We start from the raw sequence: 16,470 nt of genomic DNA on the forward strand, positions 1-16,470 counted from the left end.
AGGAGCGGCCCCCGTGCGCATCCTGTTCATCACCGCAACCCGGATCGGCGACGCCGTGCTCTCGACCGGGCTGCTCGACCACCTGATCCGCGCCCATCCCGCGGCCAAGGTGGTCGTGGCCTGCGGCCCGGCGGCGGAGGGGGTGTTCGCCCGCATGCCCAACCGGGCCTGGACCATCGTGCTGGAGAAGCGCCGCTTTCGCCTGCATTGGCTGGATCTGTGGCGCCAGGTCGCGGGCCAGCGCTGGGACCTGGTGGTGGACCTCCGCGCCTCCGCCTTCGCCTACACCCTGCGGGCCGGGCGGCGGGTGGTGGCGCGGGGCGGGCGGCAGCCCGGGCACCGCCTGCGGCATCTCGGCGCCCTCCTCGGCCTCGATCCGCCGCCGCTGCCCGTCGCCTGGTTCGGGCCGGCGGACGCGGCGCGCGCCGCGGCGCTGCTGGGCGGGGAGGGCGGGGCCTGGATCGGCCTCGGCCCGACCGCGAACTGGGCGCGCAAGGTCTGGCCGGCGGAGCGCTTCGTCGCCCTCTACCGCGCTCTCGCCGGGCCGGACGGGCCGCTGCCCGGCGCCCGCGCCGTGCTGCTCGGCGGGGCCGGGGCGGAGGAGGCAGCGATGGCCGCGCCGGTGCGCGAGGCCCTCGGCGCGCGGGCGCTCGACCTGACCGGCCGCCTGTCCCTGCCGGAGGCCGCCGCCGTGCTGGCCCGCTGCGCCCTGTTCGTCGGCAATGATTCCGGGCTGATGCACCTCGCCGCCGCCGCCGGCGCCCCGACGCTCGGCCTGTTCGGCCCGACCAGCGCCGAGGAATACGCCCCGGCGGGCCGCCGCGCCGCCTTCGTCGCCGCCCCCGGATCGCCGGCGCCCGATTCCCTGCCGGGCCTGACGGTGGAGGCGGCGCGCGCGGCGGCGGAGCGGCTGCTCGCCCAGCCGGTGCCGGCATGAACGCGCCCGCGCCGGAGCGCGCCCTGGCCGCCGCGGCGCCGCGCCTCTCCGCCCTGGTAGTGGCGCGCGACGAGGAGGCGCGGCTGCCCGACTGCCTCGCCTCCCTCGCCTTCGCCGACGAGGTGGTGGTGGTGCTCGACCGCACCACCGACCGCAGCGCCGAGATCGCCCGCCGGCACGGCGCCCGGGTGCTGGAGGGCGCCTGGGAGCGGGAGGGGGCGCGGCGCAATGCCGGCATCGCCGCCTGCAGCGGCGACTGGATCCTGGAGGTGGACGCCGACGAGCGCGTCACCCCCGCGCTCGCCGCCGAGATCCGGGAGGTGATCGCCACCTCCCCCCACGCCCGGCACCTGGTGCCGGTGGAGAACTACATCGGCGGGCGGCTGGTGCGGAACGGCTGGGCCGGCAGCTTCGGCACCACCGCCGTGCCCCGCCTGTTCCGCCGCGGCGCCAAGCGCTGGCGGGAGCAGCGCGTGCATCCGGGCCTCGACTGGACCGGCAGCGAGGGGCCGCGCCTCAGCCGCGGCGCGCTGGTGCACCTCGTGGACCGCGACATCTCCGACATGCTGCGCCGCCTCGACCGCTACTCCTCGGCGAGGGCGGCGGATCTCCTGGAGGCCGGGGACATCGGCACCCTGCCGGGCAGCCTGCGGCGCTGCCTCTCCCGCGCCTTCAAATCCTACGTCTCCCGCCGCGGCTACCGGGAGGGGGGCTGGGGCGTGCTGCTCGCCTTCTGCGCCGGCGCCTTCCCCCTGCTCGCCCACCTCAAGGCCCGGCTGGAGCCGGAGCGGCACCGTCCCGGAGGAGAGGGCGCATGATCCACGGCGCGGCGGAGCCCCGCCTCAGGGTGGCGCAGGTGATGGCCGGCGCCCCCTTCGGCGGTGCCGAGGCCTTCTTCGAGCGGCTGGTCGCCTCCCTCGCCGCGGCGGGGGAGGAGGTGCTGGCGGTGATCCGCGACGATCCCGGCCGCCTCGCCCGGTTGCGCGCGGCCGGGCTGGAGCCGGTGCGGCTGCGCTTCGGCGGGCATCTCGACCTGCGCACCCGCCCCCGCCTCGCCGCGGCGCTTGCCGCCTTCCGGCCGCGGGTGGTGGTCTCCTGGATGAACCGGGCCAGCGCCCAGGCCGGCCAGGTGAGGCGGCGGGGCGCGCCCTGGACGCTGGTCGGCCGGCTCGGCGGCTATTACGAGCTGAAGCACTACCGCCATTGCGACCACCTGGTCGGCAACACGCGCGAGCTGCGGGCATGGCTGGTCTCCCAGGGCTGGCCGGAGGCGCGGGCGCATCACCTGCCGAATTTCGTCCACGACCTCGCCGGCCTCGCCCCGGCGGCGCTGCCGGCCCCGGCCGGGGCGCCGCGGCTGCTCGCGCTCGGCCGGCTGCACCCGAACAAGGGCTTCGACCTGCTGCTGCGCGCGATGCCGCTGCTGCCCGGCGCGCATCTCTTCCTCGCCGGAGAGGGCGGGGAGCGGGCGGCGCTCGAGCGCCTCGCGCGCGAACTCGGCGTGGCGGATCGGGTCGCCTTCCTCGGCTGGCGGCAGGATCCGGGCGCGCTGCTCGCCGCCTGCGACGTCTTCGTCTGCCCCTCCCGCCATGAGCCGCTCGGCAATGTGGTGCTGGAGGCCTGGTCGGCGGCGCGCCCCGTGGTGGCGGCGGCGGCGCAGGGCCCGACCGAGCTGATCCGCGACGGCGAGACCGGCCTTCTCGTGCCGCGCGAGGCGCCGGAGGCGCTGGCCGCCGCCATCGCCGGCCTGCTCGCCGACCCCGCCCGCGCCGCCGCGCTGGCCGCCGCCGGGCGGGCCGAGTTCCTGCGCGCCCATGCCGAGGGCCCGGTGCTCGCCCGCTGGCGCGCATTCCTGCGCGCCGTCGCGCCGGAGGGGGCGGGCTGATGTGCGGCCTCGCCGGCCTCGCGCTGCGGCAGGGGGAGACCCCCTCCGTCGCCGTGCTGGACGCGCTGGCGCGGGCGCTCGCGCATCGCGGCCCCGACGGCGGCGGGCACCACGTCTCGGGCAGCGTGGCGCTGGCCCACACGCGCCTCGCCATCATCGATCTCGTCACCGGCGACCAGCCGCTCTTCGCCGGACCCGCGGCGCTGGTCGCCAACGGCGAGATCTACAACTACGTCGAGCTGCGCGAGGCGAACCGGCTCGCCTGCGCCACCGGCAGCGACTGCGAGCCGCCGCTGCACCTCTGGCGCCGCGACGGCCTGGCCTTCGCCGACAGCCTGCGCGGCATGTATGCCCTGGCGCTGCACGATCGCGCGGCGCGGCAGGTGGTGCTGGCGCGCGACCCGTTCGGCATCAAGCCCCTCTACATGGCGGAGGTGCCGGGCGGCATCGCCTTCGCCTCCGAGCCGCAGGCGCTGCTCGCCGCCGGGCTGGTCCGCCCCCGCGTCCGGCCCGAGGCGCGGGCGGAGCTGCTGCAGGTGCAGTTCACCACCGGCGCCGAGACCATCTTCGAGGGGATCTGCCGCGTCCTGCCGGGGGAGACGGTGGCGATCGCCGACGGCGCGGTGGTGGAGCGCCGCCGCCGTCCCGCCCTGCCCGAGGGCGGGCCGGAGGAGATCGGCGAGGAGGCGGCGCTCGCCCGCCTCGACGCCGCGCTGGAGGAGAGCGTGGCGCTGCACCAGAGGAGCGACGTGCCCTACGGCCTGTTCCTCTCGGGCGGCGTGGACAGCGCCGCGGTGCTGGCGATGATGGCGCGGCTGAACGAGCGCCCGGTGCTCGCCTTCACCGCCGGCTTCGACATCCCGGGCGTCGCCGACGAGCGGCCGGCGGCGGCGGAGGCGGCGCGCGCCGCGGGGGCGCGGCACGTGACGGTGGCGGTGGACGAGGCGATGGTCTGGCGCCACCTGCCCGAGATCGTCGCCCGCATGGACGACCCGGCGGCGGACTACGCCATCATCCCCACCTGGTTCCTCGGCCGCGCCGCGCGGGCGCACGGGGTGAAGGTGGTGCTCTCGGGCGAGGGCGGCGACGAGATCTTCGGCGGCTACGGCCGCTACCGCGCCGCGATGCGGCCCTGGTGGCTCGGCGGCAAGGCGCCGCGCGCCCATGGCAGCTTCGACCGGCTCGACGTGCTGCGCGCGCCGCTCGCCGCCTGGCGCGACGGCATCGCCGCCGCCGAGGCCGCCGCCGCCACGCCCGGCCGCACGCGGCTGATGGCGGCGCAGGCGCTCGACGTGGCGGACTGGCTGCCCAACGACCTGCTGGCCAAGCTCGACCGCTGCCTGATGGCGCATGGCGTCGAGGGGCGGACACCGCTGCTCGACCCCGGCGTGGCCGCCGCCGCCTTCCGCCTGCCGGACGCGCTGAAGGTGCGCGGCCACGCCGGCAAGTGGCTGCTGCGGCAGTGGGTGGCGCGGCACCTGCCGGCGGTGGAGCCGCACCGTCCCAAGCAGGGCTTCACCGTGCCGGTCGGCGCCTGGATCGCGGGGGTGGGTGCCCGGCTCGGCCCGCTGGTCGCCGCCCAGCCCGGCGTGGCGGAGATCGCGAAGCCTGACCGCGTGGCGGCGCTGTTCCGCCACGCGGCGGAGAAGCGCGCCGGCTTCGCCGCCTGGCACCTGCTGTTCTACGCCCTCTGGCACCGCCGCCACGTCGAGGGGCGGCGGGAGGAGGGCGACGTGTTCGCGGTGCTGGCGGCGCGCTGAGCGGCGCCGTGCGCCGGATGACGGCCGGCGGACCGCCACGCTATAGGGGCGCGCCGGAGGAGGAGGCCCGCCATGACCCGCTTCGACCTGGTGCTGCGCGGCGGCGCCTGCGTGCTGCCCTGGGGGATCGAGGAGGCCGATGTCGGCGTGCGCGAGGGGCGCATCGCCGCGCTCGGCGACCTGCGCGCGGCCGAGGCGGCCGAGACGCTGGACTGCCGTGGCCTGCACGTCCTGCCCGGGCTGATCGACGCGCATGTGCACCTGCGCGACCCGGGCGACGCCGCGGTGGAGACGCTGGAGACGGGCACGCGCGCGGCGGTGCTGGGCGGCCTCGCCGCCGTGTTCGACATGCCGAACACCACCCCTGCCATCACCGACCGCACGCGGCTGGACTGGAAGCGCGACCACCTGAGGGGCCGCGCCTGGTGCGATGTCGGCCTCTACGTCGGCGCCACGAAGGGGAACATCGCCGCGCTCGGGGAGCTGGAGCTGCAGCCGAATGTCTGCGCCATCAAGGTGTTCGCCGGCAGCTCCACCGGCGACCTGCTGGTGGAGGACGACGCCAGCCTGGAGGCGGTGATGCGCTCCGGCCGCCGTCGCGTCTGCTACCACTCCGAGGACGAGTACCGGCTGCAGGCGCGCCGGGCGCTGTTCTCTCCCGGCATGCCGCACCGCAGCCACATGGAGTGGCGCGACGTGGAGACGGCGCTGCTCGGCACGCGGCGGCTGATGGCGCTGGCGCGCCGCACCGGCCGCCCCGCCCACATCCTGCACGTCTCCACGGCGGAGGAGCTCGACTACCTCAAGGGCTTCCGCGACCTCGCCACGGTGGAGGTGCTGCTGAACCACCTCACCCAGACGGACGAGGCCTATGAGCGCCTCGGCGGCTACGCGGTGATGAACCCGCCGATCCGCGACAGGCGCCACCTGGAGGCGGCCTGGGCGGCGGTGCGCGACGGCACGGTGGACGTGGTGGGCAGCGACCACGCGCCGCATCCCCGCGCCGCCAAGGAGCGGCCCTGGCCGGAGACGGCGGCGGGGCTGACCGGGGTGCAGACCATCGTGCCGCTGATGCTCGACCATGTCAGCGCCGGGCGCCTCTCCCTGCCGCGGCTCGCCGACCTGATGTGCGCCGGCCCGGCGCGGGTCTATGGCGTGGCGGGCAAGGGCCGGCTCGCCGCCGGCTACGACGCCGACTTCACCATCGTGGACATGAAGCGGCGGCGCGTGATCGAGGAGGGATGGATCGTCTCCCCCTGCGGCTGGACGCCCTTCGCCGGCCATCGCTGCACCGGCTGGCCGGCGATGACGGTGGTGCGCGGCCAGGTGGTGATGCGCGAGGACGAGGTGATCGGCCCGCCCCGCGGCGTGCCGGTGCGCTTCCTCGAGGCGCGGGGGGCGTAGCCGGGCGGCGGGTCAGAACAGGCCCGGCCAGCGCCGGGTGCGGTGCGCCTCCTGCGCCGGCGTCAGCCGCGCCGGCCCATCCGCGACGCCTGGCACGTAGGGCAGGGCGAGCGGCGGCTGCGTCCAGCAATCCACCCGTCCCAGGCTGCGGGTGCAGTAGGGTGGCGGTGCCGGCGGCGGCTCCCGCGGCGCGCAGTAGGACAGGCCGCGGTCGAGCCGCACCGCCGAGCAGTCCCGCCCGCTGGCCAGCGACACCACCGCGTCCACCGGCGTCCGCCCGATCACCGCGACCGAGCCGGCGGTGACGGCGGCGGCGGCGCCGAGGCCGGTGGCGTCGCAGCCGGCGAGCGGGAGCAGCAGCAGGAGAAGGGCAGGGGAGCGCACCGCGCCAGCCTGGCCCGGCCGGGCTTAACGCAAGGCGAAGGCGCCGCTATGGTCCGCCGCCTTTTGCGGGGGAATCGTGTCGGACATCTTCAACGAGGTCGAGCAGGATCTCCGCGCCGAGCGCATGAAGCGGCTGCTCGCCCGCTATGGCGGGCTGCTGGCCGGCGCGGCGCTGCTGGTGGTCGGCGCGGTCGCGGGGGTGCAAGGCTGGCGCTGGTGGCAGGACAGGCAGGCGGCGCAGGCTGCCATCGCCTATGTGGAGGCCAGCCGGCAGGCCGCCGCCCCGGAGGCGGACGGGCGTGCCGCCGCCGAGCGTTTCGCCGCCGTGGCGGCGAATGCCCCGGCCGGCTACCGCACCCTCGCCCGGCTGCGCGCCGCGGCGCTGCTGGCCGAGGCCGGAGACCGGCAGCAGGCCCTGGCGCTGTGGGACGCGGTGGCCGGGGACGGCGCCGCCGATCCGCTCTATCGCGATCTCGCCTCGCTGATGTGGGGGCTGCATGCGCTGGACAGCGAGGATCCGCAGGTGATCGAGGCCCGGCTCGGGCCGCTTGCCGTGCCCGGCAATCCCTGGCGCGCCTCGGCCGAGGAGGTCCGGGCGCTCGCCATGCTGCGCCGCGGCGAGACGGAGGCGGCCCGGCGCAGCCTTGCCGCCCTGGCCGCCGACGAGGCGGCGCCGCAGGGGGTGCGCGACCGCGCCGGGCGGCTGCTCGCGGGGCTCGGCGGCTGATGGCGGGGGAGGGCGCGCGCGGCCTCGCCCGACGGGGCGTGCTGCTCGCCGGGGCCGGCCTGCTCGGCGGCTGCCAGGCGATCGATTCCATCTTCGGAGAGCGCAAGCGGCCCCTGCCCGGGGAGCGCCTGCCGGTGCTCGCCACCGAGCGGCCGCTCGAGGTGGATGGGGGCGGGGCGCCGCTCGCCCTGCCGCCGCCCGAGGCGGTGGCGGAATGGCCGCAGGCGGGGGGCGTGATCGGCCACGATCCCGGCCACCCGGCGCTCGGCGCGCCGCTCTCCCTCGCCTGGAGCGTGCCGGTCGGCATCGGCTCCGCCTACCGGCGCCGGCTGGTGGCGCCGCCCATCGTCGCTGGCGGCGCGGCCTACGCGATGGACGCCTACGGGCGGGTGACGGCGGTGGAGGCGGCGCGCGGGCGGCGGCTCTGGGAGCTCGACACCCGGCCGCGGCGCGGGCGCGACGGCGCGCTCGGCGGCGGCTGCGCCTTCGCGGACGGCACCCTCTACGTCGTCACCGGCCTGGCCGAGGCGATGGCGGTGGATCCGGCCGGCGGCGCCGTGCGCTGGCGCGTGAGCCTGCCCGCGCCGGCGCGCGGCGCGCCCACCGTGGCGGATGGGCGCCTCCTGGTGCCGACGGTGGAGAACCAGCTCCTCGCCCTTTCGGCCGCGGATGGGGAGCGCCTCTGGACCTACCGCGCCCAGCCGGTGACCACTCTGGTCCTCGGCCTTCCCGCCCCGGCGGTGGAGGGGGAGGTGGTGGTGGCCGGCTTCGCCTCCGGCGAGCTCGCGGCGATCCGCGCCACGGACGGGCGGCTGCTGTGGAGCGAGACCCTCTCCTCGGCCCGCGGCGGAGGGTTCTCCGACATCGCCGCCATCACCGCCATGCCGGTGATCAGCCGGGGCCGGGTCTATGGCGCAGGGCTCGGCGGCCTCGCCATCGCCCTCGATCTCCGCTCCGGCCGCCAGATCTGGGAGCGGGAGGTGGCGGTGGGCGAAACCCCCTGGGTGGCGGGGGAGGCGCTGTTCCTGGTCACCACCGGCGGCGACCTGGTCTGCTTCGGCGCCGATGACGGGCGGGTGCGTTGGATCCGCCCGCTCGGCCGCTACCGCGACGCGGCGCGGCGGCGCAACCCGATCACCTGGGGCCCGCCGGTGCTGGCGGGAGGGCGGCTGCTGATCGCCGGCAGCCACGGCCAGATGGCGGAGGTGAACCCGCTGGACGGGACGCCGATCGGGCAGACGCGCCTGCCCGGCGGGGTGACGCTGGCGCCGGCCCTGGCGGGCGGGGTGCTCTACCTGCTCACCGACGACGCGCGGCTGGTGGCGCTCGCGGGGCCGGCGGCGCCGACGGCCTGAGGGCGGCAGGGCGCGCGGAGGAAGCGGGCGGGATTGACGCCCCTCTCCCCCGGGCGGCATCTGCCCCGGGATGATCCCGACCGTCGTCATCCTCGGCCGCCCCAATGTCGGCAAGTCCACCCTGTTCAACCGGCTGGCCGGCCGCCGGCTGGCGATCGTGGACGATACGCCGGGCGTCACCCGCGACCGCAAGGAGGCGGAGGCGCTGGTCGGCGGCCGCGCCGTGCGCCTGGTGGACACGGCCGGGCTCGAGGAGGCGCCGCCCGACACCATCCCCGGCCGCATGCGCGCGAGCAGCGAGGCGGCGCTGCGCGGGGCCGACCTCGCCCTGTTCGTGGTGGATGCGCGCGGCGGCCTCACCCCGGCCGACCGCGCCTTCGCCGCCTGGCTGCGCCGCCAGGCCGTGCCCGTGCTGCTGGTGGCGAACAAGGCCGAGGGGCGGCTCGGCGCCGCCGCGGCGATGGAGGCCTACGAGCTCGGCCTCGGCGAGCCGATCCCGGTCTCGGCCGAGCACGGCGAGGGCATCGGCGCGCTGCACGAGGCGGTGCGGGAGCACCTGCCGGAGGCGGAGGAGCCGACGGCGGAAGAGGAGGGGGAGGAGCGCCCGCTGCGGCTGGCCATCGTCGGCCGCCCCAACGCCGGCAAGTCCACCCTGCTGAACGCCCTGCTCGGCGAGGAGCGGATGATCACCGGCCCCGAGCCCGGCCTGACCCGCGACGCCGTGGCGGTGGAGTGGACGGATGCCACCGGCGGGCGGGTGCGGCTGGTGGACACCGCCGGGCTGCGCCGGCGCGCGCGCATCGCGCAGAGGCTGGAGCAGCTCTCCGTCGCCTCCACCATTGCGGCGCTGAAGGAGGCGGAGGTGGTGGTGCTGGTGGTGGACGCGCTGCTCGGCATGGACGAGCAGGACCTCCGCATCGCCCGCCTGGCCGAGCGCGAGGGCCGCGCCGTGGTGATCGCGCTGAACAAGTGGGACGCGGTGGAGGACCGCGCCGCGGCGCGGCGGCGGGTGGAGGACGTGCTCGCGGCGAGCCTCGCCCAGCTCCGCGGCGTGCCGGTGGTGCCGCTCTCCGCAGAGACCGGGCGGGGGGTGGAGAAGCTGATGCCGGCGGTGCGCGAGGCCTACGCGCTGTGGAACCGCCGCGTTCCGACCGGCGAGCTGAACCGCTGGTTCGAGGCGGCGCTCGCGCGCCACCCCCCGCCGCTGGTCGAGGGGCGGCGCATCAGGCTGCGCTACGTCACCATGCCGAAGGCGCGCCCGCCCACGCTCGCGGTGTTCGGCACCCGCGCCGAGCTGCTGCCGGAGGACTGGCGGCGCTACCTGGTCAACAGCTTCCGCGAGGCCTTCGCCATGCCGGGCGTGCCGATCCGGCTGAACCTGCGCGGGACGCGCAACCCCTTCGCCGAGCGCGAGGGGTAGGGGCGCCCGTCGCGGCGGCGCCTTCCGGCCCCGCCCCGGAACGCCCCGCTCACACCTGCCGGATGAACCCGGCCCAGCGGTCGAGGACGGGGAGAATCGCGTCCTCCTTCTCCGATTCCAGGGAGACCACCACGCGCGAGACGCCGAGGTCGCGCAGACGCCGGATCTCCCCGAGATCCTCGGCCGCCCCGAAGGCGGTGACCGGCACGCCGGCGGGGTCGCGGCCGGCCTCTCTCGCCATCTCCCCGAACTTCGCCAGCGCCTCGTGGATCGGCGCGCGGCCGGTGATCGGGATCCAGCCATCGCCGTAGCGCAGCGCCCGCCGCGCCCCCTGCGGGAAGCCGCCGCCGACGATCACCGGCGGGTGCGGCTTCTGCACCGGCTTCGGCCAGGCCATGATCGGGTCGAAGTTGACGAACTCGCCGTGGTATTCGGGCTTCGGCTTGGTCCAGATTTCCTTCATGGCCTCGACGCGTTCGCGCACCAGCCTGGCGCGGGTGGCGAAGACGGTGCCATGGTTCTCCATCTCCTCGGCGTTCCAGCCGATGCCGATGCCGAACAGGAAGCGCCCGCCCGAGACCTGGTCGATCGAGGCGACCAGCTTCGCCGTCTGGATCGGGTCGCGCTGGTTCACCAGGCAGACGCCGGTGCCGATCTTCAGCGTCCGCGTCGCCGCCGCGGCGGCGGTGAGGCAGACGAAGGGGTCCATCACGTCGTAGTAGCGCTTGGGCAGTTCGCCCCCGCCCGGCCAGGGGGAGCGGCGCGACAGAGGGATGTGGCTGTGCTCCGGCGCCCAGAGGGATTCGAAGCCGCGCTCCTCCAGCGCCCGCGCCAGCGCTGCGGGCGTCATGGAATAGTCGGTGAAGAACATCGAGGCGCCGAACAGCATGACCGTCCCTCCCAGGCACACGCCCCGGAGCCTACACCGGATGCCGCGGCCGGGGAGGGCGGAGCCGCGGGCCTACTCCACCACGATGCGCGGCGCCGCCGGGGCGCCGTCGCCCTCCAGCTTCTCCCACAGCCGCGCCGCGATGCGGCGGTAGGCGAGCGCCTCCTCCGTCTCCGGCCGCGCCGCGACGATGGGCGTGCCGGCATCGGCCAGTTCGCGGATCGCGAGCTTCAGCGGCAGCTCTCCCAGGAACTCGACGCCCAGCCGCTCCGCCTCGGCGCGCGCCCCGCCATGGCCGAAGACCTCGCTGCGGTGGCCGCAATTCGGGCAGCAGAAGAAGCTCATGTTCTCAATGATGCCGAGCACGGGTACGTTCACGCGCTCGAACATCCTGACGCCGCGCCGGGCATCGAGCAGCGCCACGTCCTGCGGCGTGGAGACGATGACCGCGCCGGCGAGCGGCACCCGCTGCGACATGGTGAGCTGCGCGTCGCCCGTGCCCGGCGGCATGTCCACCACCATGACGTCGAGCGGGCCCCATTCCACCTGGCCCATCATCTGCTCGAGCGCGCCCATCACCATGGGGCCGCGCCAGATCATCGCGGTGTCGGCGTCCACCAGGAAGCCGATGGACATCGCCTTCAGCCCCCAGCGCCGCAGCGGGATGATCCGCTGCCCCTCGACCCGCGGCTTCTCCCGCGCGCCGAGCATCTGCGGCAGGGAGGGGCCGTAGATGTCGGCGTCGAGCAGCCCGGTGGAGAGTCCCTGCGCCGCCAGCGCCACGGCGAGGTTGACCGCGGTGGTGGACTTGCCGACGCCGCCCTTGCCCGAGGCGACGGCGATGATGCGCCTCACCTCCGGCAGCAGCATCGGCCCCTGCCCCGGGGGCGGCTTCGGCGCCGTGCGCGGCGCGGCGGCCCGAGCGGCGCCGCCCGGCGGCGGCTCCGCCGGCGCGCGGTGCGCGGTGAGCACCACGGTGGCGCTGAGCACGCCGCGAACGGAAGCGGCGGCCTTCTCCGCGGCGGCGCGCACCGGCTCCATCTCCCGCGCGCGCTCCCGCGGCACCTCGAGGGCCAGGTGCACGAGGCCGTCGCGCACGGTCAGGCCCTGTACCAGCCCGGCCTCGACGATGTCGCGGCCGCTCGCCGGGTCGCGGATGGTGCGCAGCGCCTCCCGCACCGCCTCCGCCAGTGTCTCTGCCATCGCTTGAAAAGCCTCCCCGACCCGACAATATCGCTCTGCGGCGGCGCGTAAATTCTGGCCTGCGCGGGCGACAGCAGCCCGCCTTCGTGTCATATGGACGGGCCGCGGCGCTCCATCCACCCCCCGAGAGGGGGCGGCGCCGGTACGAACACGACAATACCAACCCGGGATCAGCAGCGGAGGCCGGCAGAAGAGATGGCGTTGAACACCGGTGGACCCAGCCCCTGGGGCAACCCACGCCCGGGCGGGCCGTGGGGAGCGCCGCCGCCCCCGCCGGGGGGGCGCGGCGGGCCCGGTCCTGACCTCGACGACCTGATCCGGCAGGCGCAGGATTGGGTGCGGCGCGTCCTCCCCGGCCGCGGCGGCGGCAAGGGGCTTTCCGTGCTGGCGCTGATCGTGCTGGCGCTGTGGGCGGCCTCGGGCTTCTACCGGGTGCAGCCCGACGAGGAGGGGGTGGTGCTGCGCTTCGGCGCCTTCAACCGCACCACCGCGCCCGGCCTGAACTACCACATCCCCTGGCCGGTGGAGACGGCGCTGACGCCCCGCGTCACCACCGAGAACCTGGTGTTCGTCGGCTTCCGCACCGCCGATCCCGGTACCACCCGCGCCCCCGTGGTGCGCGACGTGCCCGAGGAGTCGCTCATGCTGACGGGGGACGAGAACATCATCGACATCGACTTCGTGGTGCGCTGGCGCATCCGCGAGGCCGCGGACTTCCTGTTCAACACCCGCAACCCCGAGAACACGATCAAGTCCGCCGCCGAGAGCGTGATGCGCGAGGTGATCGGCCGCACGCCGATCCAGCCCGCGCTGACCGAGGCGCGCGCCCAGATCGAGGAGCAGGTGCGCGCCGGCACCCAGGCGATCCTCGACCAGTACGGCGCCGGCGTCGCCGTCACCCAGGTGCAGCTGCAGAAGGTGGACCCCCCGTCGGCGGTGATCGAGGCCTTCCGCGACGTGCAGCGCGCCGCGGCGGACCGCGAGCGGCAGCGCAACGAGGCCGAGGCCTACCGCAACGACATCATCCCCCGTGCCCGCGGCGAGGCCGAGCGGTTGGTGCAGGAGGCGCAAGCCTTCCGCGACAGCCAGGTGGCCCGCGCCCGCGGCGAGGCGCAGCGCTTCACGCAGGTGCTGGCCGCCTACCAGCAGGCGCAGGACATCACCATGCGCCGCCTCTACCTCGAGACCATGGAGGACATCCTGCGCCGCAACCCGAAGGTCATGGTGGATGACCGGCTGCAGGGCCTGGTGCCATTCCTGAACCTGAACGAGAACGGCCGTCAGGCGCAGCAGCAGCCGCAGCAGCGCCCCGCCGTCTCCCCCGGCGTGGCCGCGCCGGCGCTGATGCCGGGTCGCCCGGCGGGAGTGACGCGATGAACCGTCTTGTCGTCTTCGGCGCCGCGGCGCTCGTCCTCCTGATCGTCGCGCTGTCCTCGCTGTTCACGGTGCACCAGACTCAGCAGGTGCTGATCACCCAGTTCGGCGAGCCGATCCGCGTGATCCGCGAGCCCGGCCTCGCGGTGAAGCTGCCCTTCATCCAGTCGGTGATCACCGTGGACCGCCGGCTGCTCGACTACGACGCGCCGGGCCAGGAGGTGATCCTCGGCGACCAGCGCCGCGTGGTGGTGGACACCTTCACCCGCTACCGCATCGTCGATCCGCTGCGCTTCTACCAGACGGTCGGCGCCACCGAGGCCGGCATCCGCCTGCGGCTCGGCCCCGCCGTCTCCTCGGCGCTGCGGAACACGCTCGGCAACGAGCCGCTGATGGCGGTGCTCTCCGCCGACCGCGCGCGGATCATGGGCGAGATCCGCGACCGCGTGAACCAGGAGGCGCGCAGCTTCGGCATCCAGGTGGAGGATGTGCGCATCCGCCGCGCCGACCTGCCGGAGGAGAACACCCAGGCCATCCTGGCCCGCATGCAGTCCGAGCGCGAGCGCGTGGCCCGCGAGCAGCGCGCCGAGGGTGCTGAGCAGGCGCAGCGCATCCGCGCCAGCGCCGAGCGCGAGCGCACCGTGCTGCTGGCGGAGGCGCAGTCCCAGGCCGAGATCCTGCGCGGCCAGGGCGAGCAGCAGGCGATCGCCATCTTCGCCGACGCCTTCCAGCGCGACCCGGAATTCTACCAATTCTGGCGCACCATGCAGGCCTGGCGCGAAGCCTTCTCCGATGGCGAGTCGCGGCTGCTGCTGAGCCCCGATTCGGAGTTCTTCCGCTACTTCCGGTCCATGCCGCAGAACAACGCGACCGCCGCGGCGGCGGCCCCGGCCGCCGGGAACGGGGCGCCGCCCGCTCCCGTGGACACGGCGCAGGCCGTGCCGGAACAGCCCGGCACGCAGGCGCGGTAGCGGGCGCGGGGCGGCCGAAGGGGGGCGGAGCCGCGCTCCGCCCCCTCGCCGCGTCCGGAGCACGGGCACATCAGGCCGGGGGCGCGTCCAGGGCGAGCAGCGCGAAGCTCCCCAGCCAGTGCGCGCCCATGTAGTCGCCCCCCACATGGGGCAGGCTGGCCGCGAGATGCGCGGCCGCCGCCGCCTCGGCCCGCCGCCGGCGGGGATCCTCCGCCTCCCACCCCGTGGCCAGGGCGCGCCAGCACCAGGCGCGGCTGAGGTTCAGCCCGTCCAGATGCACGATCCGCCCGTCGGTGCGGTCGCTGACCCGTGCGGGGCGGAACAGCGTCGCCGGCTCCCCCAGGGCGAGGCGGGGCAGGAAGCGGCCAAGCCAGGGCGCGAATTCCGCGGCGGGCAGCAGGCGGCGCATGCACTCCGCCTCGATCAGCGCCGGCGAGAGGAAATCCTCCCCGCCCGGCTCCCAGGCCTGGCAATCCGCATCCTCCCCGTACCAGGACAGCGCCTTCTCCCCGAGCAGGGCGAACAGCGCCGGATCCCGCCCCGCCGCCCAGTCGGCGGCCAGAGCGAGGGCGAAGGCGGTGTTGCCATGGGTCCCGGCGCGCACCGGATAGTCGGCGCGCGGCAGGAAGTCCCGCAGGCGTTCGGCGAAGGCGCGGGCCAGGGGCTCGAGCGCCGCCGCCCAGCCTCCGCCCTCCAGCCCGTCGAGCTCCGCCGCCAGGCGCAGCAGCCAGGCCCAGCCATAGGGGCGTTCGAAGCCGCGCGACAGCGGCCGGTCGAGATAGGCGCGCTCCGCCGCCACCTTCTCCGGCGTGAGCTGGGCGTCGAACAGGGCGCGGATGGCGGGGGCGGGCGCCATGGCCGGGAAGCGCCGCAGCAGCCTCGCCAGCATCCAGTAGGCGTGGACGCAGGAGTGCCAGTCGAAGCTGCCGTAGAACACCGGATGCAGGGTGCGGGGCGGGCGGAGATCCTCCTCCCCGCCCAGCACGTGGTCGGGCTTGTTCGGCCATTCGCGCCGCACATGGCCGAGGGCGATGGCGGCAAGGCGCCGCGCCATCTCCTCCTCCAGGCCGTCGCGCATCGCTGCTCCCCATGCCGTGCCACGCTATCCTGCGGGGAAGGAGGCGGGGCATGCAAACCACGACACGCGCCATGGTGCTGGAACGGCCGGGCCGGCCACTCGCGCTGCGCTGCCTGCCGGTGCCCGAGCCCGGCCCGGGGCAGGTGCGGCTCAGGGTCCGCGCCTGCGCCGTCTGCCGCACCGACCTGCATGTGGTGGATGGCGAACTGCCCGCCGCGAAGCCGGATGTGGTGCCGGGCCACGAGATCGTCGGGACCGTCGAGGCGGTGGGCGCGGGTGTGGAGCGGTTCGGTCCCGGCGCGCGGGTCGGCGTCCCCTGGCTCGGCTGGGCCTGCGGCACCTGCCGCTTCTGCCGCTCGGGGCGGGAGAACCTGTGCGGGCAGGCGCGCTTCACCGGCTATCAGCTCGATGGCGGCTATGCCGAGCATGTGGTGGCGGATGCGCGCTTCTGCTTCCCCCTGCCCGGCAGCTATGGGGATGCGGAGGCGGCGCCCCTGCTCTGCGCCGGGCTGATCGGCCACCGGGCGCTGCGCATGGCCGGCGACGCGGCACGGCTCGGCCTCTACGGCTTCGGGGCGGCGGCGCACATCGTGGCGCAGGTGGCGCGCCACGAGGGGCGGCGCGTCTTCGCCTTCACCCGGCCCGGCGACGCGGCGGCGCAGGGCTTCGCCCGCCGGCTCGGCGCCGAATGGGCCGGCGGCTCGGACGAGGCTCCGCCGGAACCCCTCGACGCGGCGCTGATCTTCGCCCCCGTCGGCGCGCTGGTGCCGGCCGCGCTGCGGGCGGTGGACCGCGGCGGCACCGTGGTCTGCGCCGGCATCCACATGAGCGACATCCCGGCCTTTCCCTACGCCATCCTGTGGCACGAGCGGCGCGTGCTCTCGGTGGCCAACCTGACCCGGCGCGACGCGGAGGAGTTCCTGGCGCTCGCGCCGCGCATCCCGGTGCGGACCGAGATCGAGACCCTGCCGCTCGAACAGGCAAACGAGGCGCTGCGCCGGCTGCGCGCCGGCGAGGTGACGGGCGCGCTGGTGCTGGTGCCATGAGGCGGATCCCGTTCAGGCGGAATGCGCCCGGACGGGC

At 75.9% G+C, this 16,470-nt stretch carries 15 protein-coding genes; 11 read left to right on the top strand and 4 right to left on the bottom strand.

Going from position 1 to position 16,470, the window contains the following annotated elements; genetic code table 11:
- Window positions 1-13 precede the first annotated feature (13 nt).
- From ET526_RS08565 to ET526_RS08585, 5 genes are all read left to right on the top strand, one after another.
- Complete coding sequence (locus ET526_RS08565) at window positions 14-937, top strand: glycosyltransferase family 9 protein (RefSeq protein ID WP_135467273.1); 924 nt, start codon at window positions 14-16, stop codon at window positions 935-937.
- Complete coding sequence (locus ET526_RS08570; protein ID WP_135467274.1) at window positions 934-1,755, top strand: glycosyltransferase family 2 protein; 822 nt, start codon at window positions 934-936, stop codon at window positions 1,753-1,755. The genes ET526_RS08565 and ET526_RS08570 overlap by 4 nt, the downstream gene beginning before the upstream one ends.
- The gene (locus tag ET526_RS08575) at window positions 1,752-2,822 is read left to right on the top strand and encodes a glycosyltransferase (RefSeq protein WP_240048318.1); all 1,071 of its coding nucleotides are present in this window, start codon (window positions 1,752-1,754) and stop codon (window positions 2,820-2,822) included. Before ET526_RS08570 ends, ET526_RS08575 begins: the two co-directional genes overlap by 4 nt.
- Entirely contained in the window at window positions 2,822-4,582 is a 1,761-nt protein-coding gene (gene asnB, locus ET526_RS08580) for an asparagine synthase (glutamine-hydrolyzing) (RefSeq protein WP_135467275.1), read from the top strand. The genes ET526_RS08575 and asnB overlap by 1 nt, the downstream gene beginning before the upstream one ends.
- 72 nt (window positions 4,583-4,654) lie before the next feature.
- A complete protein-coding gene (locus ET526_RS08585; RefSeq protein WP_135467276.1) occupies window positions 4,655-5,986 on the top strand; it encodes a dihydroorotase in 1,332 nt (443 codons plus the stop codon).
- A 12-nt stretch (window positions 5,987-5,998) separates the two neighbouring features.
- Here ET526_RS08585 and ET526_RS08590 read toward each other — a convergent pair whose 3' ends face one another.
- A complete protein-coding gene (locus ET526_RS08590) occupies window positions 5,999-6,370 on the bottom strand; it encodes a hypothetical protein (protein WP_240048319.1) in 372 nt (123 codons plus the stop codon).
- Window positions 6,371-6,446: 76 nt separating this feature from the next.
- Here ET526_RS08590 and ET526_RS08595 point away from each other — a divergent pair, with 76 nt between their 5' ends.
- The 3 genes from ET526_RS08595 to der all read left to right on the top strand — a co-directional run bounded on the left by ET526_RS08595 (window position 6,447) and on the right by der (window position 9,872).
- A complete protein-coding gene (locus ET526_RS08595; RefSeq protein WP_135467277.1) occupies window positions 6,447-7,097 on the top strand; it encodes a tetratricopeptide repeat protein in 651 nt (216 codons plus the stop codon).
- Entirely contained in the window at window positions 7,097-8,452 is a 1,356-nt protein-coding gene (locus ET526_RS08600; RefSeq protein ID WP_135467278.1) for an outer membrane protein assembly factor BamB family protein, read from the top strand. The genes ET526_RS08595 and ET526_RS08600 overlap by 1 nt, the downstream gene beginning before the upstream one ends.
- A gap of 70 nt (window positions 8,453-8,522) precedes the next feature.
- Complete coding sequence (gene der, locus ET526_RS08605) at window positions 8,523-9,872, top strand: ribosome biogenesis GTPase Der (RefSeq protein ID WP_135467279.1); 1,350 nt, start codon at window positions 8,523-8,525, stop codon at window positions 9,870-9,872.
- Between the two features lie 49 nt (window positions 9,873-9,921).
- Here der and ET526_RS08610 read toward each other — a convergent pair whose 3' ends face one another.
- Window positions 9,922-10,761, bottom strand: a complete 840-nt coding sequence (locus tag ET526_RS08610) for an LLM class F420-dependent oxidoreductase (RefSeq protein WP_135467280.1) — start codon at window positions 10,759-10,761, stop codon at window positions 9,922-9,924.
- Window positions 10,762-10,833: 72 nt separating this feature from the next.
- Complete coding sequence (locus ET526_RS08615; protein WP_135467281.1) at window positions 10,834-11,964, bottom strand: Mrp/NBP35 family ATP-binding protein; 1,131 nt, start codon at window positions 11,962-11,964, stop codon at window positions 10,834-10,836.
- A gap of 336 nt (window positions 11,965-12,300) precedes the next feature.
- On the opposite strand from ET526_RS08615, the gene hflK reads away from it, so the two are divergent.
- Both hflK and hflC read left to right on the top strand, forming a co-directional pair.
- Window positions 12,301-13,341 (top strand): FtsH protease activity modulator HflK, encoded by a 1,041-nt coding sequence (gene hflK, locus ET526_RS08620; protein WP_338025337.1) that lies wholly within the window; start codon window positions 12,301-12,303, stop codon window positions 13,339-13,341.
- Window positions 13,338-14,309 (top strand): protease modulator HflC, encoded by a 972-nt coding sequence (gene hflC, locus ET526_RS08625; protein ID WP_135467283.1) that lies wholly within the window; start codon window positions 13,338-13,340, stop codon window positions 14,307-14,309. Before hflK ends, hflC begins: the two co-directional genes overlap by 4 nt.
- Window positions 14,310-14,379: 70 nt before the next feature.
- Here hflC and ET526_RS08630 read toward each other — a convergent pair whose 3' ends face one another.
- Window positions 14,380-15,387: a DUF2891 domain-containing protein gene (locus ET526_RS08630; protein WP_135467284.1), complete on the bottom strand. Its 1,008-nt coding sequence runs from the start codon at window positions 15,385-15,387 to the stop codon at window positions 14,380-14,382.
- A gap of 50 nt (window positions 15,388-15,437) precedes the next feature.
- Here ET526_RS08630 and ET526_RS08635 point away from each other — a divergent pair, with 50 nt between their 5' ends.
- On the top strand, window positions 15,438-16,433 hold the full coding sequence (locus tag ET526_RS08635) for a zinc-dependent alcohol dehydrogenase family protein (RefSeq protein ID WP_135467285.1): 996 nt from the start codon (window positions 15,438-15,440) through the stop codon (window positions 16,431-16,433).
- Window positions 16,434-16,470 lie beyond the last annotated feature (37 nt).

It is taken from the genome of Crenalkalicoccus roseus, from assembly GCF_004761865.1.
In the GTDB taxonomy this organism is placed as follows: domain Bacteria; phylum Pseudomonadota; class Alphaproteobacteria; order Acetobacterales; family Acetobacteraceae; genus Crenalkalicoccus; species Crenalkalicoccus roseus.